Origin of the sequence: Streptomyces sp. WMMB303 (assembly GCF_029351045.1) — a bacterium.
Classification (GTDB): Bacteria; Actinomycetota; Actinomycetes; order Streptomycetales; family Streptomycetaceae; genus Streptomyces.
On sequence record NZ_JARKIN010000001.1, the window covers coordinates 825,910 to 845,616 of the forward strand.

Annotated in this window: 16 protein-coding genes; 5 read left to right on the plus strand and 11 right to left on the minus strand. The window is 72.5% G+C overall.

Annotated elements, in window-relative coordinates:
• Positions 1 to 28: 28 nt before the first annotated feature.
• Both eat and P2424_RS03855 read left to right on the plus strand, forming a co-directional pair.
• Positions 29 to 1,492: an ethanolamine permease gene (gene eat, locus P2424_RS03850; protein WP_276474384.1), complete on the plus strand. Its 1,464-nt coding sequence runs from the start codon at positions 29 to 31 to the stop codon at positions 1,490 to 1,492.
• A gap of 166 nt (positions 1,493 to 1,658) precedes the next feature.
• Positions 1,659 to 2,378 carry a gamma-glutamyl-gamma-aminobutyrate hydrolase family protein gene (locus tag P2424_RS03855; protein ID WP_276474385.1) on the plus strand — a complete coding sequence of 240 codons (720 nt, stop codon included), beginning with the start codon at positions 1,659 to 1,661 and terminating at the stop codon, positions 2,376 to 2,378.
• On the opposite strand, the gene P2424_RS03860 is transcribed toward P2424_RS03855, so the two are convergent.
• A complete protein-coding gene (locus P2424_RS03860) occupies positions 2,368 to 3,288 on the minus strand; it encodes a LysR family transcriptional regulator (protein ID WP_276474386.1) in 921 nt (306 codons plus the stop codon). The two genes, P2424_RS03855 and P2424_RS03860, sit on opposite strands and share 11 nt — an antisense overlap.
• A gap of 70 nt (positions 3,289 to 3,358) precedes the next feature.
• Here P2424_RS03860 and P2424_RS03865 point away from each other — a divergent pair, with 70 nt between their 5' ends.
• Entirely contained in the window at positions 3,359 to 4,498 is a 1,140-nt protein-coding gene (locus P2424_RS03865; RefSeq protein WP_276474387.1) for a C4-dicarboxylate ABC transporter, read from the plus strand.
• Here P2424_RS03865 and P2424_RS03870 read toward each other — a convergent pair.
• The 3 genes from P2424_RS03870 to P2424_RS03880 all read right to left on the minus strand — a co-directional run bounded on the left by P2424_RS03870 (position 4,425) and on the right by P2424_RS03880 (position 9,011).
• Positions 4,425 to 5,153: a helical backbone metal receptor gene (locus P2424_RS03870; protein WP_276474388.1), complete on the minus strand. Its 729-nt coding sequence runs from the start codon at positions 5,151 to 5,153 to the stop codon at positions 4,425 to 4,427. The two genes, P2424_RS03865 and P2424_RS03870, sit on opposite strands and share 74 nt — an antisense overlap.
• A 149-nt stretch (positions 5,154 to 5,302) precedes the next feature.
• A complete protein-coding gene (locus P2424_RS03875; RefSeq protein WP_276474389.1) occupies positions 5,303 to 7,921 on the minus strand; it encodes an ABC transporter permease/substrate binding protein in 2,619 nt (872 codons plus the stop codon).
• Positions 7,914 to 9,011 carry a betaine/proline/choline family ABC transporter ATP-binding protein gene (locus P2424_RS03880; RefSeq protein WP_276474390.1) on the minus strand — a complete coding sequence of 366 codons (1,098 nt, stop codon included), beginning with the start codon at positions 9,009 to 9,011 and terminating at the stop codon, positions 7,914 to 7,916. The genes P2424_RS03875 and P2424_RS03880 overlap by 8 nt, the downstream gene beginning before the upstream one ends.
• A 333-nt stretch (positions 9,012 to 9,344) precedes the next feature.
• Between P2424_RS03880 and P2424_RS03885 the strand changes: the two genes are divergently transcribed.
• Together P2424_RS03885 and P2424_RS03890 are read left to right on the plus strand one after the other, a co-directional pair.
• Positions 9,345 to 10,250 (plus strand): 5'-3' exonuclease, encoded by a 906-nt coding sequence (locus P2424_RS03885; protein ID WP_276478812.1) that lies wholly within the window; start codon positions 9,345 to 9,347, stop codon positions 10,248 to 10,250.
• A gap of 65 nt (positions 10,251 to 10,315) precedes the next feature.
• Positions 10,316 to 11,173, plus strand: coding sequence for a siderophore-interacting protein (locus tag P2424_RS03890; protein ID WP_276474391.1), 858 nt, complete (start codon positions 10,316 to 10,318; stop codon positions 11,171 to 11,173).
• A 77-nt stretch (positions 11,174 to 11,250) separates the two neighbouring features.
• Here the strand turns inward: P2424_RS03890 and P2424_RS03895 are convergent, their stop codons facing one another.
• The 7 genes from P2424_RS03895 to P2424_RS03925 all read right to left on the minus strand — a co-directional run bounded on the left by P2424_RS03895 (position 11,251) and on the right by P2424_RS03925 (position 19,609).
• Positions 11,251 to 12,408, minus strand: coding sequence for a phosphatidylinositol-specific phospholipase C1-like protein (locus P2424_RS03895; protein ID WP_276474392.1), 1,158 nt, complete (start codon positions 12,406 to 12,408; stop codon positions 11,251 to 11,253).
• Between the two features lie 373 nt (positions 12,409 to 12,781).
• Positions 12,782 to 15,601, minus strand: coding sequence for a DEAD/DEAH box helicase (locus P2424_RS03900; RefSeq protein WP_276474393.1), 2,820 nt, complete (start codon positions 15,599 to 15,601; stop codon positions 12,782 to 12,784).
• Positions 15,602 to 15,740: 139 nt separating this feature from the next.
• Entirely contained in the window at positions 15,741 to 16,703 is a 963-nt protein-coding gene (gene tatC / locus P2424_RS03905; protein WP_276474394.1) for a twin-arginine translocase subunit TatC, read from the minus strand.
• Positions 16,704 to 16,807: 104 nt separating this feature from the next.
• Positions 16,808 to 17,092, minus strand: a complete 285-nt coding sequence (gene tatA / locus P2424_RS03910; protein WP_075000430.1) for a Sec-independent protein translocase subunit TatA — start codon at positions 17,090 to 17,092, stop codon at positions 16,808 to 16,810.
• Positions 17,093 to 17,310: 218 nt separating this feature from the next.
• A complete protein-coding gene (locus tag P2424_RS03915; protein ID WP_276474395.1) occupies positions 17,311 to 17,553 on the minus strand; it encodes a hypothetical protein in 243 nt (80 codons plus the stop codon).
• A 62-nt stretch (positions 17,554 to 17,615) separates the two neighbouring features.
• A complete protein-coding gene (locus tag P2424_RS03920; RefSeq protein ID WP_276474396.1) occupies positions 17,616 to 18,584 on the minus strand; it encodes a WYL domain-containing protein in 969 nt (322 codons plus the stop codon).
• Between the two features lie 14 nt (positions 18,585 to 18,598).
• On the minus strand, positions 18,599 to 19,609 hold the full coding sequence (locus tag P2424_RS03925) for a WYL domain-containing protein (protein WP_276474397.1): 1,011 nt from the start codon (positions 19,607 to 19,609) through the stop codon (positions 18,599 to 18,601).
• Between the last annotated feature and the right edge of the window lie 98 nt (positions 19,610 to 19,707).

A 19,707-nucleotide genomic window follows, 5' to 3' on the forward strand; every position in this document is an offset into this window, starting at 1 on the left:
CCAATGGCTCACCGCGGGAGTGTGGCACATGACCCAACAGTCCGAGTCCCCCGACCGGGACCGCGCCCCGGCGGCGCGGCCCGACCCGGACGCGGCGTACCTCGAACGCCGTACGCTGCGGCGCGGCAGCGCCGGCCCGCTGCTGCTGACCGGGCTCGGTGTCGCCTACGTCGTCTCCGGCGACTACTCCGGCTGGAACGCCGGCCTGGCCGAGGGCGGCTTCGGCGGCCTGGCCGTCGCCGCGGTCCTGATGGGGCTGATGTACACCTGCATGGTCTTCGCCCTGGCCGAGCTGTCCGCCATCCTGCCCACGGCGGGCGGCGGCTACGGCTTCGCACGGCGCGCCCTGGGCCCCTGGGGCGGCTTCCTGACCGGCACGGCCATCCTGATCGAGTACGTCCTCGCACCGGCCGCCATCGTCTGCTTCATCGGCGACTACATCGAGTCCCTCGGCCTGTTCGGGCTCGAGTCCGGCTGGCCCGTCTACCTCGCCTGCTTCGTCCTGTTCATCGGCGTCCACCTGTGGGGCGTCGGCGAGGCGCTGCGCTTCTCACTCGTCGTGACCGCCGTCGCGGTCGCCGCGCTGCTGGTGTTCGTCCTCGGCGCCCTCACCGACTTCCACACCAGCGCGCTCGACGACATCCCGGTGGACCACGGCGCCTTCGGCTCCGGCTCCTGGCTGCCGTTCGGGGTGCTGGGCATCTGGGCGGCCTTCCCCTTCGGCATGTGGTTCTTCCTCGGCGTGGAGGGCGTGCCGCTGGCCGCCGAGGAGACCAAGGACCCGGCCCGCACCCTGCCCAAGGCCATGGCCTGGTCGATGGGCATCCTGCTGCTGCTCGCGCTGCTGACCTTCGTGACCGCGACCGGCGCCCGCGGCTCGGCGGCCATCCAGGACGTCGGCAACCCGCTGGTGGAGGCCCTGCAACCGGACGGTGAGGCCACGGCACTCTCCCGCGTCGTGAACTACGCGGGCCTGGCGGGACTGGTGGCCTCCTTCTTCTCCCTCATCTTCGCGGGCTCCCGCCAGCTCTTCGCCCTCTCCCGGGCCGGCTACCTGCCCCGCTTCCTCTCCCTCACCAGCCGCCGCAAGGCCCCCTACCTCGGCCTGCTGCTGCCCGGGGCGCTGGGCTTCGGGCTGGCGGCGAGCAGCGGTGACGGCGCCACGATGCTCAACATCGCCGTCTTCGGCGCCACCATCTCCTACGCGCTGATGTCGCTCTCGCACATCGTGCTGCGCAAGCGCGAGCCCCATTTGGAGCGCCCGTACCGCACCCCCGGCGGCGTGCTGACCTCCTCCGTCGCCCTCGTCCTGGCCCTCGCGGCCCTGGTGGCCACCTTCCTGGTCGACAAACAGGCAGCATTGATCGCGCTGGCCGTCTACGCGGTGGCGGTCGGCTACTTCGCCTGCTACTCCCGGCACCGCCTGGTGGCGGCGGCCCCCGAGGAGGAGTTCGCGGCCCTGGCCGAGGCGGAGGAGGAACTGCGCGACTGACCCGCCGCGGGCCGCGCGTCGCGCCCGTCCGGTGCGCTCCGGTCCACGGCCGGACCGCGCCGGGCGGGCGCGGCCCCAGTCCGCACCCGCCCTCGTACGGGCATCCGGTATCCGGAGGCCCGGAACACGCCGCCCGGCCGAAGAACGCAGTGACAGGAGAGACCCCGTGGCACCACCCCTCATCGGCATCACGACCTATCTGGAGCCGGCCGCACGCTGGGGCGACTGGCGGCTGCCCGCCGCGCTGCTGCCCGCCTCCTACCACCGGATGGCGCAACGCGCCGGAGCCCGTGCCGTACTGCTCCCGCCCGACGCGGACCCGGACGCGGCGGCCGGCACACTCTCCCGGCTGGACGGACTGGTCACCGCGGGCGGTCCGGATGTCGACCCGGCCCGCTACGGCGCCGCCCGCGAACCGCACACCGGCCCCGGGTATCCCGAGCGCGACGCCTGGGAACTCGCCCTCACCCGGGGGGCACTGGCCCGGCGCGTGCCGCTGCTGGCGATCTGCCGGGGCATGCAGATCCTCAACGTGGCCCGGGGCGGCACCCTCGTCCAGCACCTGCCGACCACGGCGGCGCACCGCGGCGCGCCCGGGGTCTTCACCCCCCATGAGATCGCGCCGGTCCCCGGCACGCTGCTCGCCAAGGTGCTGGAGGAGGAGGCGGCCGTCGCCGTGCCGACCTACCATCACCAGGCGGTGGACACTCTCGGCGAAGGTCTGGTGGGCACCGCGCACGCCCTGCACGACGGCACCGTCGAGGCCCTCGAACTCCTGGACGCCGACCACTTCGTACTCGGCGTCCAGTGGCATCCGGAGGCCGGTGACGACCTCCGGCTGATGGCGGCGCTCGTCGCGGCGGCCGCGGGCGGCCTCAGCCGGTGAGGGCCAGCAGCTGACGAGCCGGCCCGGCCGGTCGGGCGCCGCGCGGCCAGACCGCCCGCAGCGCCCGGCTCAGCCCGGGCCCCTCCACCACGACCTCGCTCAGCCGCCGCGCGGCCAGCTCCTCCCGCACCGCCAGCTCGCTGAGCACCGCCGGGCCCGCGCCGCTGACGGCGGCGGCCTTGACGGCCGTGGTGGAGGCCAGCTCCAGCAGCGGCGGGCCCAGCCCGCCGTGTGCGGCCAGCGCGGCGTCCAGGACCTGCCGGGTACCGGAGCCGGGCTCACGCAGCACCAGTCCGGTGGCGGCCAGTTCGCGGAGCGGGACCGGCTTGCGGCGCCGGGTCCAGGGATGTCCGGGGGCCGCGACGACCAGCAGGCGGTCGTGCCCGATGACGGTGCCGTCCAGGCCCGGCGGCACCCCCAGTCCCTCCACGAAGCCCAGGTCCGCCTCCGCGTCCAGGACGGTGCGGGCCACGGCCGCGCTGTTGCCGGCGCGCAGCCGCACCGCGGTGTCCGGCCGCTGGGCGCGCAGCGCGATCAGCCAACCGGGCAGCAGATACTCGGCGATCGTCATGGAAGCTGCGACGGTGAGTCGGGAGTCGCGCCGGTCGCGCAGGGCGCCGACGCCCGCGTCGAAGGACTCGGCGGACTCCACGATGCGCCGCGCCCAGTCGGTGACCAGCACGCCGGCCGCCGTCAGCCGCGAGCCCCGGGGCGAGCGCTCCAGCAGGGTGACGCCGAGCATCCGCTCCATGGAGCGCAGCCGGGCGCTGGCGGCCGGCTGGCTGACCCCCGTCTCGCGCGCCGCGCGGCCCACGCTGCCCAGCCGGGCGACGGCCAGCAGCAGCTCCAGCGCGCCCAGATCCGGGACCCGGCCGGCCAGACCGCCGGACGCACCCTCCCGCTCACTCATAGGCACAGCTTATGCCCCCATAGGGGCGCAGCCCCTTCTGCCCGCCCCCGCTCCGGAGGAGCGTGGCCGCATGACCGCATCCGCGCACGCCACCGCCGAGACCGACTCCCCCGGCTCCGCACCGCCGGCAGCGGCCGAGCACCCGCCCGGACCGCGGCTGCGCGCCCTGGGCCCGAACTGGTACGCGGCAGTGATGGGGACCGCCATCGTGGCCACCGCCGGAACAGTGCTGCCGCTGCATCCGCCACGCGCCCTGCTGGACGGTGTCTGGGCGCTGGCCGCGGCAGCGCTGGCGGTACTGCTGGCGGCCCGCGGAGCGCACTGGCTGCGCCACCGCGACCGGGCCCGCGCCCACCTGCTCGACCCCGCGATCGCCCCGTTCTACGGCTGCCTGGCGATGGCCCTGCTGGCGGTCGGCGGCAGCGCCCTGGCACTGGACGTACCGGGGGCCGCCGGTCTCGACGCGGCACTGTGGACGTCCGGGACGGCGGTCGGGCTGGCCACCGCGGTGACCGTGCCCTATCTGATGATCACCCGGCACCGGGTGGAGCAGGGCAGCGCCGCCCCGGCCTGGCTGCTGCCGGTGGTGGCCCCGATGGTCTCCGCCGCGCTCGGCCCGCCGCTGGCCGCACACCTGCCCGCGGGCCCGGCGCGGCAGACGCTGCTGCTGGGCTCCTTCGCGCTCTTCGGAACGAGCCTGCTGGCGACGCTGCTGCTCCTGCCGCTGATCCTCTCCCGGCTGCTGCACCACGGCCCGCTGCCGGCGGCACTGACGCCCTCGCTGTTCCTGGTGCTCGGGCCGCTGGGGCAGTCGACGACCGCGCTCGGCAACCTCGCGGACGCGCAGCCGGGCACGTTCGGGGCGCTGTCGGTGCTCTACGGCGTACCGGTGCTCGGCTTCGCTCTGCTGTGGCTCGCGCTGTCGTCGGCGCTGGTGGTGCGCGCCGCACGCCGGGGCATGGCCTTCTCACTGACCTGGTGGGCGTTCACCTTCCCGGTCGGCACCTGTGTCACGGGGGCCGCGGCGGTGTGGCGGCACACCGGAGCGGCCGCGTTCGGCTGGCTGGCGGTGGGCCTCTACACGCTGCTGGTGGCCGCCTGGGCGGCCGCCGCCACCGGGACGGTGCGCGGACTCCTCAGCGGAGCGCTGCTCGCAGCGCCGCACCGAGCACCTGCGGCGCCCGCACCAGCGACGGCCCGTACCAGGTGAGGTGGCGGCCGCTGCACAGCGCGGCCGGCGTCCCCGGAAAGGCCTCGGGCCCGTCCTCGAGGGTGAACCGGTAGGGCTCGTCCGGCAGGACGACCACCTCGGCCCGCCCCGGCTCGGACAGTTCCGCGAGCGGCACCCGCGGATAGCGCTCCTCGTGCCCCGCGTAGCGATTGCGCACCCCGAGGTGGGCCAGCAGATCACCGGCGAAGGTGTCCCGGCCCAGCACCATCCACGGTTTGCGCCACACCGGTACGACCGCCCGGACGTCGAACTCGGCCCGCGCCCGGGCCCAGGCCTCCTCGGCCTCGTCGAGCCAGGCCGGACGGGAGAGCCCGCAGCCCCGGGTGAGTACCCGGTCCAGTTCCGCGAAGCCCTGCTCCAGCGTCCGCACTTCGGTCACCAGGACCCGCAGCCCGGCCTCCCGCAGGGCCCGCAGATCCGCGGGGCGGTTCTCCTCCTCGTTGGCGAGCACCAGGTCCGGAGCCAGCCCCGCGATGGCCGGGACGTCCGGGTTCTTGGTGCCGCGCACCCGGGTGACCGCCAGGTCCCCGGGGTGCGAGCACCAGTCGGTGGCCCCGACCAGGAGTTCGGGAGCGGTGGCCGCCACCGCCTCGGTGAGGGAGGGCACGAGCGAGACAACGGACCTGCACGGCATGTGCAGCACCCTATGCCGCCGCTCCGGCCGGCCCCACCCCTCCGGGCCCGCCCGCTTCTCCTGCGGACGGCAGCTTCCCGCCGCCGGCCCTCGCACCCGCACGCCGGGCCGGCCGACACCCAGCGGTGCCGGTCGGGACGGGCGGCCGCTCAGCGGACGGGCGCCAGCTCGTCCTCCAGCCCCGGGTGGGCGTCCAGCCAGCTGCGGGCGGACTCCTTCTCCTTGCCGTCGCCGCCCTTCTGGATGGCGGCCTCCAGGGAGCCGAGGTCCTGCTCGGACATCGTGAAGTCCTTCAGCCAGCCGTACAGCTCGGGGAAGTCCTCCTTGAACCCCTTCCGCGCGGTGACGTGGATGTGGTCGCCCTTGCCCCAGGCGCCCTTGGGGTCCTTGAGCTTCTTCATCGGGTACGTGCTGTAGACCCAGTGCGGAGTCCAGGTGGTGGCCAGCACCGGCTTCTTCCGCGCCACAGCGCGGTCCACGGCCGAGAGCATGGAGGAGGTGCTGGAGGAGACCACCTTGTACTCGCCCTCCAGCCCGTACGCCTTGAGGACCTTGTCCTTGAGGATCTTCATCTCGCCCGCACTGGCCTCGATCCCGATGATCTTCCCACCGAACTCCTTGCCGCGGCCCTTGAGGTCGGCCAGCGAGTCGACGCCCTCGACGTAGGAGGGCACGGACAGCTCCAGCGAGGTGGGGCCGTACCAGGAGCCGACGTCGGTGAGCCTGTCCCGGTACTTGCGCCAGTACTGCTCGTGGGTCGTGGGCAGCCAGGCGTCCGTCTGGAAGTCGACCTGGCCCTGCGCCATGGCGGTGAACAGCGGACCGGGGTCGAGCTGCTCGACCTTCGGCTTGTAGCCGCGGTCCTCCAGGATGTTGTCCCACAGGTAGGTGGTCGCGACCGCCTCGTCCCAGGGGAAGTAGGCCATGCTGACCGACTTGCCCGCGTCCTTGCCCCGCTTCTTCTCACCGCCGGGCACCGGCACCATCTTGTCCAGGAATCCGGGACGGGCGTCCAGCCACTCGGCGACGGCCTGCTGCTCCTGGCCCTTGGGGGCGTCCTGGATCGCCGTCTCCAGCGAGGTGAGCTGCTGCTCCGTCAGGTGGAAGTTCTTCAGCCAGCGGGCCACGACCGGTTCGTCCCGGGCGAAGCCCTTGCGGGCGACGTTGTAGAGCTTCTCCCCCTTGCCGAAGGCGCCCTTGGGATCCTTGAGCTTGGTCAGGTCGTACTTGTCATACGCCCAGTGCGGGGACCAGAGCGTGACGACGACCGGCTGCTTCTGCTGGATGGAGCGCTTCAGCTCCGCCAGCATGGAGGAGGTGCTGGAGGAGACCACCTTGTACTCGCCCTCCAGGCCGTATGCCTTGAGGACCTTGTCCTTGAGGATCTTCATCTCGCCCGCACTGGCCTCGATCCCGATGATCTTCCCGTCGAACGTGCCGCTCTTGCCCTTGAGGTCCTCCAGGGACCGCACACCCTTGACGTAGGACGGTACGGCCAGCTCCAGCGAGGTGGGGCCGTACCACGCGCCCAGCTTCTCCAGCTCGGAGCCGTACTTGTCCCAGTACTGCTGGTGCGTGGTGGGCAGCCAGGCGTCCGTCTGGAAATCGGTCTCGCCCTGTGCGAGGGAGGTGTAGAGCGGACCCGGGTCGAGCTGTTTGAGCTGAGGCCGGTAGCCGCGCTTCTCCAGCGCCTCCTTCCACAGGTAGGAGGTGGCGATGGCCTCGTCCCACGGGATGTACCCCATCTTCAGCTGCTTGCCCTTGCCCACGTCGGTGCCACCGGCGGCCGGCGCGGAGGAGCCGGACTCGGCCAGGCTCAGCCCGCCCGCCGCCAAGGCCAGTGCCAGGACGCCCGCGAGCGCGGCAAGCGTGCTGGGCCGGTAGCGGACGAACCGCATCCGGCCCATCATGGCGGTGGTCCGGGCCGCGGCACGGCGGCCGAGCGGGGAGACACGCATGTTGAGGGCGCCGGTCATCCGGTCCAGGTAGATGGCGAGGATGACGACAGCGATACCGGCCTCGACGCCGAGGCCGATCTGGACCTGGGTGACGGCGGCGTAGACGCGCTCGCCGAGGCCCGGCGCTCCGGCCATACCGGCGATGACGACCATCGACAGGGCCAGCATGATGACCTGGTTGATCCCGGCCATGACGGTGGGCAGTGCGAGCGGGAACTGCACCCGGGTGAGGGTCTGCCGGGGACCGGTGCCGAACGCGTCGGCGGCCTCCACCAGCTCGCTGTCGACCTGCCGGATGCCCAGCTCGGTCATCCGGACGCCCGGCGGCATCGCGAAGATGATCGTCGCCAGCAGGCCGGGGGTGGTGCCGACGGAGAAGAAGATCACGCCGGGGATGAGGTAGACGAATGCGGGCATCGTCTGCATCACGTCGAGCACCGGGCGCACCGCGGCACTGACCGCCTTCTTGCGCGCTGCCAGGATGCCGATCGGTACCGCGAAGAAGATGGTGATGACCGCGGCGGCCAGGACGAGCGACAGCGTGGACATCGCGTCGTCCCACAGCCCGAAGGAGTCGATCAGCACGAAACCGGCGAAGGCCACGACGCCCGCGAGGAGTCCGCGCAGCCAGAAGGCGATGACGGCGAAGATCCCGGCCAGCAGCAGCGGCTCGACGCTGCTGAGGATCATGTTGATGCCGTCGTAGAGGCCGGTCAGCACCGTGTTGATGACGTCGAACAGCCAGCTCAGATGGGTCTGCAGCCAGTCGACCGCGCTCTCGGCCCAGTTGCCGGGATGGAATTCAGGCATCCGCGCTCACCCCGTTCCCGTCCTCCTCGGCGTGGGCCGGCTCCACCCGCGGCTCCTCGGCCAGTGCGGCGAGCAGCCGCTCGCGGTCGACGACACCCACGGGGGTGCCGGACCCGTCCGTGACGGTCAGCGGGTGCTCGCTGGTGGAGAACGGGGTGAACAGTTCGGCCAGCGGCGTCTCGACCGTGACGGTCGGGACGACGGCGCTCGGGGGGCTGCCGTCGGGCGGGACCGCCGCGCCCCCGTCCGCCTCCCGCATGATCGCGCCCGCGGTCAGCACCCGGGAGCGGTCCACGTCCTGGGTGAAGGAGGCGACGTACTCGGTGGCGGGCCGCAGCAGGATGTCCTCCGCGGTGCCGATCTGCACGATCCGGCCGTCGCGCATCATCGCGATGCGGTCGCCGACGCGCATGGCCTCGTTCAGATCGTGGGTGATGAAGACGATGGTCTTGTGCAGCGACTGCTGCAGCTGCAGCAGCTGATCCTGCATGTCGCGGCGGATCAGCGGGTCCAGCGCGCTGAAGGACTCGTCCATGAGCAGCAGGTCGGCGTCGGTGGCCAGTGCGCGGGCGAGCCCGACGCGCTGCTGCATGCCGCCGGACAGCTCGTCGGGCCAGGAGTGCTCCCACCCCTGGAGCCCGGCCAGCCGCAGGGCCTCTGTGGCGCGCTGTTCGAGTTCCTCGCCCGGGACGCCCTGTACCCGCAGACCGTAGGCGGCGTTCTCCAGCACGCTGCGGTGCGGGAAGAGCGCGAAGTGCTGGAAGACCATGCTGATCCGGTGGGAGCGCAGCCCGCGCAGTTCGCGCGGGCCGAGCGCCGTCAGGTCCTCGCCGTCGAACAGGACCCGTCCCGAGGTGGGGACCAGCAGGCCGTTGAGCATCCGCAGCAGCGTCGACTTGCCCGAGCCGGAGAGGCCCATGACGACGAATACCTGCCCTTCCGCCACCTCGAAGGAGGCGTCGATCACCGCGGCGACCGTGCCTTCGGCGCGCAGCTCCTCGCGGTCCGCGCCGGCGCGCAGCCGGGCCACGGCCTCATCCGCTCGTCTCCCGAACACCTTGTACAGGTGTTCGGCTCTCAGCCTGGACACATTCACCCTCTTGACTGCGACAACAGTTACCCCGGCCTGCCATCCGTCTCGCCATGGAGCGCTGTAGATCGCTGCAACCGACGCACACCAGAAAGATGAATCACGCATGAAACTTTTGTCGGACTCGTCCTGCTCCATGAGCGTGACCCCGAATCGGGCCTCCCGCTCCCCACGGCGGCCAAAGGGGTGGAAAAGCGACCCGAGTGACACTCGGGAGCAGCACGCGACCACCCGGCGTCACGTGTCGGCCCGGTACGGCATCATCGGCTCGTGACCACCACAGCGAACGCAGCGCACACCGGGACAGGACATACCGCGCACGGCCGTCGGCTGATGCTCCTGGACACCGCCTCGCTCTACTTCCGCGCGTACTTCGGCGTCCCGGACACCGTCCGCGCGCCGGACGGAACCCCCGTCAACGCGGTACGCGGTCTGCTCGACTTCATCGCCAGACTCGTCCAGGACCACCGCCCCGCCGCGCTGGCCGCCTGCATGGACGCCGACTGGCGCCCCGCGTGGCGGGTCGAGCTGATCCCCTCGTACAAGGCGCACCGCGTCGCCGAGGAGGTCCCGGGCGGGCCGGACGAGGAGGAGACCCCCGACACCCTGGGCCCGCAGGTGCCGGTGATCGAGCAGGTACTGGACGCGATCGGAGTGGCCCGGCTCGGCGCCGCGGGGTACGAGGCGGACGATGTGATCGGCACCCTCGCCACCCGTGCCACCGGCCCCGTCGACGTCGTCACCGGTGACCGCGACCTCTTCCAGCTCGTCGACGACGAGCGCGCCGTGCGGGTGCTCTACCCCGTCAAGGGCGTCGGCAGCCTGGACGCCTACGACGACGCGGCCCTGCGCGCCAAGTACGGGGTCGACGGCACGGGGTACGCCGACCTGGCGGTGCTGCGCGGCGACCCCAGCGACGGACTGCCCGGAGTCCGCGGCGTCGGCGAGAAGACCGCCGCCAAACTGCTGGCCCGGTACGGCGACCTGGCGGGCATCCGCGCCGCGGCGGCCGACCCTGTCTCCCGGCTCACCCCCGCCCAGCGCACCAAGTTCGCGGAGGCCGCCGACTATCTGGACGTCGCGCCCACCGTGGTGCGGGTGGCGCGGGACGTCACCCTCCCGGACGCCGACCTCACCCTGCCGCGCGGCCCGCGCGACCCCGAGCTGCTGGACCGACTGGCCGAGCGCTGGGGGCTGGGCGGCTCGCTGCGGCGGCTGCTGGAGGTTCTGGCGGACTGATCCACCCCGGAGACCGATCTGTTAGCTTAGGTATACCTAAGTTGCTCTGTGTCCAGGGAGGCTCCGTGCCCGCAAGCCCGGCCCGTCCAGCCCGCAAGAAGCCGCAACTCCACCACGCGCGCGTGATCCGCACCGAGCGACTGACGCCGCACATGGTGCGCGTGGTACTCGGCGGCGAGTCCCTTGCGGGTTTCCCGGCCGGTGAGTACACCGACCACTACATCAAACTGCTGTTCCCGGTCCCCGGCGTGCACTACCCGGAGCCCTTCGACATCGCGCAGATCCGCGCCGAACTGCCGCGCTCCCAGTGGCCCACGATGCGCACCTACACCGTGCGCGCCTGGGACCCGGCAGCGCGGGAGATGACCGTCGACTTCGTCGTGCACGGCGACGAAGGGCTGGCCGGCCCGTGGGCCGCCTCCGCCGCCGCCGGCGACGAGATCCGCTTCCTGGGGCCCGGCGGCGCCTACGCGCCCGCACCGGAGGCCGACTGGCACCTGCTGGCCGGTGACGAGAGCGCGCTGCCCGCCATCGCCGCCGCCCTCGCCCGGATGCCGTCCGGCGTCCCGGTCAGAGCGTTCATCGAGGTCGCCGGAGCCCAGGAGGAGCAGCCGCTGGAGGCACCGCCCGGCGCCCGGGTGCACTGGCTGCACCGCGGCTCGGCGCCCGTGGGTGAACAACTCGTCGCAGCCGTCCGCGCCCTGGAGTTCCCACCGGGCCAGGTGCAGGCGTTCGTCCACGGAGAGGCCGGGTTCGTGAAGGAACTCCGCGGCCATCTGCGGCTGGAGCGGGGCGTCGCGCGCGAGCAGCTCTCCATCTCCGGCTACTGGCGGCTCGGCGCCGACGAGGACAACTGGCAGGCGTCGAAGAAGGAGTGGAACGCCGGCGTCGAGGCCGAACAGGAACAGCGTCCCGCCGCCTGAGGGCGGCCACGCGCGCGTGACGCCCCCGCCGCGCCGCCGCACAGCGGAGCCGCGCGCGGGCGGGGGCCATCAGGCCATCAGCGCGGCTCCAGCGGCCTCCTGGGGCAGTGCCGCGGCGCCGTCACGGGATTGCACCGCACGGCGCGGTCCCGCGGCCCCGGCAGCTCGGCCACGTAGTCGGACCCGTACCGGGCGGCCAGACCGGGGACCGGGAAATCGGTGCTCACCATCTGCGCGCCCGACGAGAGCGCGTCGCGCAGCATCCCGGTGCTGCCGCTGCGCGCCTGCTCCAGCGGCACGTCCGAGCGGGTCCGGACATAGAACCCGCGCCGCACCAGGTCGCGGATGACGGCCTTGCCCCTGCCGGTGGGGTCGTTCACTTTCATGAAGGCGGCGTCGGCCCGGCCCGGCTCGGAGTCGGTGAACAGCACCCGCCCCTGCAGGCTCTCGCGCCCTCCGGCCCGGTAGGCGTCCTGGATCTCGCGGTCGTCGTTGTCCATGAAGAACATGACCTGCCCCCGGGTGTCACGCACCTTGGGCCAACCGTGCCGGAGCACCGACTGCTCCAGCGTGCTCCCGGGGCGCCGGATGTCGTCCGGCGTCAGCGTCGCCTCGTCGGGGAAGACGGACCGGATATCCTCGTCCAACGCGTCGAGCATCGCCGTGTCCCAGGGCGGGCTCTCGGCGCCCCCCTGCTCCTCCAGCCGCGGGTCGGTCTGCTTCAGCTCCAGCAGGATCGGCACCGCGACATGGCCGGGACGGCTGTCGGACCACCGCTTGACCTGGCGCAGGCAGCTGCGCAGGGTGGCGCAGGTCGAGCGGTAGTCGAAGTCCGCCCAGTGCAGCACCTTGAAGCCGGGCTCGTGCAGGTCCGGGTCCTCCAGCGGCGGCAGTCCGGCCCGCTTGCGCAGTAGCGGATCGGCGTAGAGGCCGCCCTCGGGGTCGGGGAAGACGTCGAGTTCGATACCGCGGGCACGCTGCCGGGCGAACTGCTCGGGCAGCGAGGAGTGGCTGTAGAGCAGGTTCTGCCAGTTGGGGTCGTAGCGGGACATCAGGTTCTGCTCGGCGAGCGAGGCCGTCTCGCGGTGATAGCTGTTGTGCGTGGCCATCGCCTGGAGCTGGGTCAGCCTCAGGTTCCCAGCCGGATCGCGGTGACCGCCCCGCCCCGCCGCGGTCTCCGGCTGGGCCGCGGCGGAGGTGGAGGTGAGCGCCGCGACGGCGGCCACGGCGGTCATGGCGCAGATCCAGCGGCGGATCGCGGATCCGGCTCGGGATCGGATGCTGCTCGTACGCACTGGGCCCCCTGTCGGGTACGGGAAGCGCGCGGACACGCGCACCGGACGGAGCCTGCCGGGCCCGTGCGGCCGCCCGGTGCCCGCCGGTTGACGCACGCCTGAACATCCCGCCCCCGGGCGCGGCCCGTCAACACCGCCTCGTCCGGGCGCGGTTCGGCGGAGCGGCCGGACCGTGACGGCGCTCCGCGGAGGCACGGACCCCGCCGGGGCACCCCGCGAAAGCGTGGCACCCCTGGGAAGGGCACTCCCGTGTGTCCGCGGGCAGCGCAGCCGGCCGGTCCCGGGGTCCGGGCTCGCGGCGAGCGGTCAGCCGTCAGCGCACGCTGGTGTACGCCACCACACCGCGCAGCATGCCCTCGATCGCCCTGCGCGCGTTCCGGGGCACCGTGCCGCCCTCCGGCGCCGCGGCGGCCAACTGGCCCAGGACGTCGATGACCTGCTTGCACCAGCGCACGAAGTCACCGGCGGGCATGTCGGCCTCCCGCAGGACGTCGTCGAGTCCGTAGCCGTCCGCCCAGCGGAAGGCCGCCCAGGCGAATCCGAGGTCGGGCTCGCGTTGGCCGACGCCCTCGGTGGCGGTGATCCGGTGCTCCTCCTCGAGCGCGTCCAGCCGCCCCCAGATCCGCACCATCTCCCCCAGCGCGGCACGGGCCCGGCCGCCGGGGAGCTTGGGAGGCAGCGCGTCGTCGTTGCTGCGAGCCTCGAACACCAGCGCGGAGACGCAGGCGGCCAGCTCGGCAGGAGGCAGCCCCTCCCACACGCCCTCGCGCAAGCACTCCGACGCGAGCAGGTCGAGCTCGCCGTAGAGCCGGGCCAGCACCCGGCCGTCGTCGGTGACCTGGTCGCCGGAGAGGTAACCGAGCTCGGAGAGCAGCGCGTACACCCGGTCGAAGGTGCGGGCGATGGTGTTCGTACGGCCCTCGATGCGGCGCTCCAGCTGGCGGGTGTCGCGGCGCAGCCGGGTGTAGCGCTCGGCCCACCGGGCGTGGTCCTCGCGCTCGTCGCAGCCATGGCAGGGATGCCGGCGGATCGCCGTGCGCAGCCGCTCGATCTCCGGATCGTCGGCGGCGGCCGAGCGCTGCTTGCGGTGCCGCTCGGGGACGTAGTGACCCGCCTTGCTGCGCAGCGCCGAGGCCAGGTCCCGGCGGGACTGCGGGCTGCGCGCGTTGAAGGACTTGGGGATGCGCATCCGCTCCAGCGGCTCGACGGGCACCGGGAAGTCGATCGGACCGAGCCGTTTGACCTGCCGCTGCGCCGTCAGGACGAGCGGACGCGGCCCTTCCTGGCCGGTGCTCCCGTCGTACCCCCTGCGCGCGCCCGACCCGCGGCCGCCACTCACCCCGGCGTCCAGCACCAGCGCCAGCCCCGCGTACTTCCCGGTGGGCACATGGATGACGTCACCCGGCCTCAGCTTCTCCAGGGCCGCCGCGGCCTGCGCCCGGCGCTGGTTGGCGCCCTGCTTGGCCAGCTCCGTCTCGCGGTCCTTCAGATCCCGGCGCAGCCGCGCGTACTCCTCGAAGTCCCCCAGATGGCAGGTCATGGAGGCGCGGTAGCCCGCCATGCCCTCCTCGTTCTTCTGCACCTGCCGGGAGATGCCGACCACCGAGCGGTCGGCCTGGAACTGCGCGAAGGACGTCTCCAGCAGCTCGCGCGAACGGTGCCTGCCGAACTGCGCGACGAGATTGACGGCCATGTTGTACGACGGCTTGAACGACGAGCGCAGCGGATAGGTGCGCGCACCGGCCAGACCCGCCAGTGCGGCGGGGTCCATGCCGCGCTGCCACAGCACGACCGCGTGCCCCTCGATGTCGATGCCGCGCCGCCCCGCACGCCCGGTGAGCTGGGTGAACTCACCGGGGGTGATGTCGGCGTGCTGCTCGCCGTTCCACTTGACCAGCTTCTCCAGCACCACCGAGCGGGCCGGCATGTTGATGCCCAGGGCGAGTGTCTCGGTGGCGAAGACGGCCTTGACCAGACCGCGCACGAACAGCTCCTCGACCACTTCCTTGAAGGTGGGCAGCATGCCCGCATGGTGCGCCGCGATGCCCCGCTCCAGGCCCTCCAGCCACTCGAAGTAGCCCAGGACGTGCAGATCCTTGTCCGGGATGTCGGCGGTGCGCTCCTCGACGATCTCCCGGACCCGGCCGCGCGCCGCGTTGTCGTTCAGCCGCAGGCCCGAGTAGAGACACTGCTGGACGGCGGCCTCGCATCCCGCCCGGCTGAAGATGAAGGTGATGGCCGGGAGCAGCCCTTCCGAATCCAGCCGGTCGATCACCTCGGGCCGGCCCGGCGTCCAGATCCGGGCCCGCTGCCGGCGCTCCCGCTCGCGGTCGGCCTCCCGCTGGGGGCGGCCGCCCCGGCGCCGGTCGCGGCCGCCTCCCACCCGGCTGTTCTCCATCCGGGCCATCCGCATCAGGTCGGGATTGACCTCACGCTTGTCGCCGGACTCCTCGAACAGGTCGTACATCCGGCGGCCGGCCAGCACGTGCTGCCACAGCGGCACCGGGCGCTCCTCGGAGACGATCACCTGGGTGTCGCCGCGCACGGTGTCCAGCCAGTCACCGAACTCCTCCGCGTTGGAGACGGTGGCCGAGAGCGAGACCAGGGTGACCGACTCGGGGAGATGGATGATCACCTCTTCCCAGACGGCGCCCCGGAAGCGGTCCGAGAGGTAGTGCACCTCGTCCATGACCACATAGCCCAGGCCGAGCAGGGACTTCGAGCCCGCGTAGAGCATGTTCCGCAGCACCTCGGTCGTCATCACGACGATCGGCGCCTCGGAGTTGACGCTGTTGTCACCGGTCAGCAGTCCGACCTTGGCGGCTCCGTACCGCTTGACCAGGTCGTTGAACTTCTGGTTCGACAGCGCCTTGATGGGAGTCGTGTAGAAGCACTTGCGGCCCTGGGTGAGGGCCAGGTGGACGGCGAACTCGCCCACGATGGTCTTGCCGGAGCCGGTCGGCGCTGCGACCAGCACACCCTTTCCCGCTTCGAGGGCTTGGCACGCCTCGATCTGGAAGGGATCCAGAGCGAAGTCGTACAGGTCACGGAAGGGCGCGAGAGCGGTGGCCTGCTCGGCGGCACGCTCGCGCGCCGCCGCGTACCGCTCCGCGGGGGACAGATCCTCGGTCATCGTGTCTACGAGCCTACCGGCCGACTCCGACAGACTCACGATCTTTACCGGCCCCCGCGATGAATCCCGTGGTCAGCGAGGTGTGGGCACCCGCGTGCCAGGGTGTGCGGGCGGGGCCGGGCCTCGGCGCAGGGCCCGCTCAGGTGGCGTCGTCGAAGCCGCCGGGCGCGTGCCCGCCGCCGTCCCGGCGATCGTCGCCGTCGTGGCGCGGCCCGGGCAGCCCCTCGGCGGCGCCGACGGCCTCCGGCGTCAGGTCCAGCGGGGCCGCCTCCTCGTCGTCGAGCCCGGCGTCGGGGTCGCGGCGGGCGCGGCGGCGGTCGTTGAAGAGGCAGATGCCCACGGCGCTGAAGTAGAGCAGCACGATGGGGGCCGCCAGCGCACACATCGTCAGCGGGTCACCGGTCGGGGTGGCGACCGCCGCGAAGACGGTGATGCCCACGACCATCCCCCGCCACCAGCCCAGCAGCCGCTTGCCGGTCAGCACCCCGCCGAAGTTGAGCAGGACGAGCAGCAATGGCAGCTCGAAGGCGAAGCCGAAGACGATGACCAGCCGGGTGATGATGTCGAGGAACTTGTCCAGCGGGACGAGGTTGCCGGCGCCGTCCGGGGTGAAGTCCACCAGCGTCTTGGCTGCCTTCGGCAGGATCCGGTAGGCAAGGTAGGCCCCCGCCAGGAAGAGCGGCACACCGGCGCCGACGAAGGCGCGCGCGTACCGCTTCTCGTGTCTGTGCAGGCCGGGGGCGAGGAAGCCCCACAGCTGATACAGCCAGATCGGAGAAGCGATCACGACGCCGGCGGTCAGCGACACCTTCAACATGATCGTGAATGGTTCGATCAGACCGCTGATGACGATCTCGGCGCAGTTCTCGCCTTCCTTGGCGGCCTCGCCGAACCCCTTGCTGCAGCCGACCGACTCCCGCACCGGGTGCATCAGGAAGTCGGCGATCTGCTTGTAATACACCATCGCCACGATGGTGACGACGAGAATCGCCAGCACCGACTTCATCAGGCGGTTGCGCAGCTCCCGCAGGTGGTCCGCGAGAGGCATCCGCCCCTCGGGGTCCTTCTCCTGTTTACCCTGCTTGCGGGCGGACTTGAGCAACCCTCGTCCTCAGTCTCGAAGTCGGATACGACTGGCTCCGCCACTCCGCGGTCCCTGCCCTCGGAGTGGGCGGCGGATACGGCCGGCGCGGGGCCGGTCCCGGTTCAGCTCTGCTTGGGCTGATCCGCCGGCTCGGTCACCGGACGCGACGTCGAGACATCGCCGGGGGCGGCCTGGATCGTCCGGGGGGCCGACTGCTGCGCCTCACCGGACTTGTCCGCCTCGGCGTCGGAGCCGCCTTCCTTCTTCATCTGCTTGGCTTCACTCTTGAGGATCCGGGCCGACTTGCCGAGCGAACGGGCCATGTCCGGCAGCTTCTTGGCGCCGAACAGCAGCAGGATGACAAGGAGGATCAGAACGATCTCCATGGGCCTCAAACCTGCGATCATGTGCCACTACCTTCTCGCCGGGGCGGCGTGTTCCGTGCCTGCCGGATGAATCGGACTGGCTGCATCGTGCGGACGTGCCGACATCGATCGTAACCCTGCGGAGTGAACGCCAGGCAATCCCCGTGCATCCGCCCGCTTGCGTACTCCGGCGCTCGACGACGCGGCACCTGGCAGCCTACCGCTCCCGGATCCGGAGCCGGAGACCGGCCGTACGTCGGCTATGTCTCGTTCTGCCCTTGTGTACCGCCGGGGGTGCGACCGGCCCCGGCCTCCCGGCCGGTGCGCGCGGCCAGCGGCACCGCCGCCCGCTCCAGGCTCTCGGCCGCCCGCGTGATCCGTTCGGAGCTGTCGCCGACCGCTCGCGAGAAGCGCCGCACCTCCAGCCCCACCCGTACGGCGAGCACCCCGAGCACGGCGATCCCGCAGAAGGCGAGCGCCAGGAAGAACATCGGCCAGAGCATGCGCTCAGCCTAGTGCCCCGTAGCCACCCGCTCAGCCCGGTGCCCTCGGGCGCCGGGGCGGACTACGCGCCGGCCGGGTAGGCCGCCAGCGCCTCTCGCGCCGCCTCCCGTGCGCTGCGGGCGAGCTCCTCCGGGGCCGTGATCCGGCCGTCCGCACCCAGGCGGAGCGCCAGCCGCCGCAGCGAGGCGGGGTCGGGAGTGCGCAGCGTGATGCGCAGGCCACCGTCGGCCAGCTCCTCGGCGCTGTCGTGCGGGTAGTATTCCGCGACCCAGCGCCCACCGGGGCCGACCTCGACGACGACCTCCGGATCGGTGGCCGCGGGCTGCACCAGACCGGCGCTCAGGTCCCGTGGCTCTATCGGCGGCGGATCGGAGCGCTCGTCCAGCAGCTTGATCTCGGCGACCCGGTCCAGCCGGAAGGTGCGCCGCGCCTCGGAGAGCCGGCACCACGCCTCGACATAGGTGTGGCCGACGGCGAACAGCCGGATCGGGTCCACCTCGCGCTCGGTCAGCTCGTCCCGGGCAGGCGAGTAGTACCGGATCCACAGCCGGCGGCGCTCGGCGATGGCCCGGTCCACGTCGGCGAAGACACCGCCCTCCGACTCGAAGGTGACCGAGAGCCGCGAGCTGGCGCCCGCGCTCTCCCCCGCCGCCGTCTCCAGCTTGGCGGTGGCGCGCTGCAGCGCCTCCCGGTCGCTCTCCCGCAGCCCCGGCAGCGTGGCCACGGCACGAGCCGCGACCAGCAGTGCCGTCGCCTCGTCGGCGGCGAGCCGGAGGGGCTGCGCCGTGTCGCTGCCCAGCGCCTCGGAGTTGCGCCACCAGATGCGCTCCCCGTCGGTGTCGATCTCCAGCAGGTCCCCGCCGCGGAAGCTGGTGCCGCACATGGGCAGCACGTTCAGGTCGGAGATCAGCTCGTCGTCGGAGATCCCGAAGGCGCGAGCCACCTCCTCCACCCGGGCGCCCGGCCGGTCCCTGAGGTAGGTGACCAGCGAGAGCATCCTGCGGGTCTGATCGATGGCGTTGACCGCCATGTTCGGCTCCTCCCTCAGCCCTGCGCCACGGCGCGCAGCCGGTCGATCACGTCCGCGCGCAGCTCGGCGGGCTCCAGCACGACCACGTCCGGTCCGAACTCCACCAGCCAGGCGTCCAGCCCGTGCCCGTACGGGATCTCCAACTCGTCCCAGCCGTCGCCGAGTTCCCGGGTGTGCAGGGCGCGGGAGCGCAGCGGATAGCCCGCGCCGGCGCGCAGCCTGACGCGCGCCGTGCTGGTGGCGCCCTCCCCCGCCCAGCGCTCGACGGTCTCGCGCACCGTCACCTGATCGGGTACCGGCGCGGTGAAGGCCCCGGTCCGGGAGCGGACCGGGCCGGTGATCCGCGAGAGCCGGAAGACCCGCTCGGCCTGCCGCTCCCGGTCCCAGCCGGCCAGATACCAGTGCCCGCGCCAGCACTCCAGAGTCCAGGGCTCGACCTGGCGCTTCTCGGACCTGGCGGCGTTGGACTTGCGGTAGTCGAAGACGACGGGACGGCGGTCGCGGCACGCCAGCATCAGTGGCTCGAACGCGGCCTCCCGCGCGGGAATGTGCGGCTCCAGGGTGCTGAGCTGCCGCTCCCCGCCCTGCTCGGGCAGGGCGCCGGGCGGCATACCGCCGGCGGCGTGCAGCTTCTGCAGGGCCCCGCTGGCCGCGGCGGCGAGCCGGGCCTGCTGCCAGACCCGGGCGGCGAGACCGAGCGCGGTGGCCTCGGCGGCGTCCAGGATGATGGGCGGCAGCCGGTTGCTGTCCCGGCGGGCGACATAGCCGGTCTCCCCGTCGAGATTGTCGACGGTGTCGATGACCAGGCCCAGCTCGCGCAGATCGTCCTTGTCGCGCTCGAACATCCGGCTGAAGGACTCCTCGGTCCCGGTGGCCCCCTCCCCGGGGCCGGAAGCCGAACCCGATCCGAACGCCTCGACGTAGGCCTCGATGGAAGCGCGCAGCTCGCGCTTGGTGAGTGGGCGGCGGGCCCCCAGCAGGCACAGCGCCAGATTCATCAGCCGCTCGGCCTTGGCAATCGCCATGGGTTCCTCGTGCCCTCTCTGATGCTGTTCTGGACCCTCGACCGTACCGCCGGCGCGGCGCGAGGCAAAAGCCGGGAGCCCCGCGGTCGGCGGGGCTC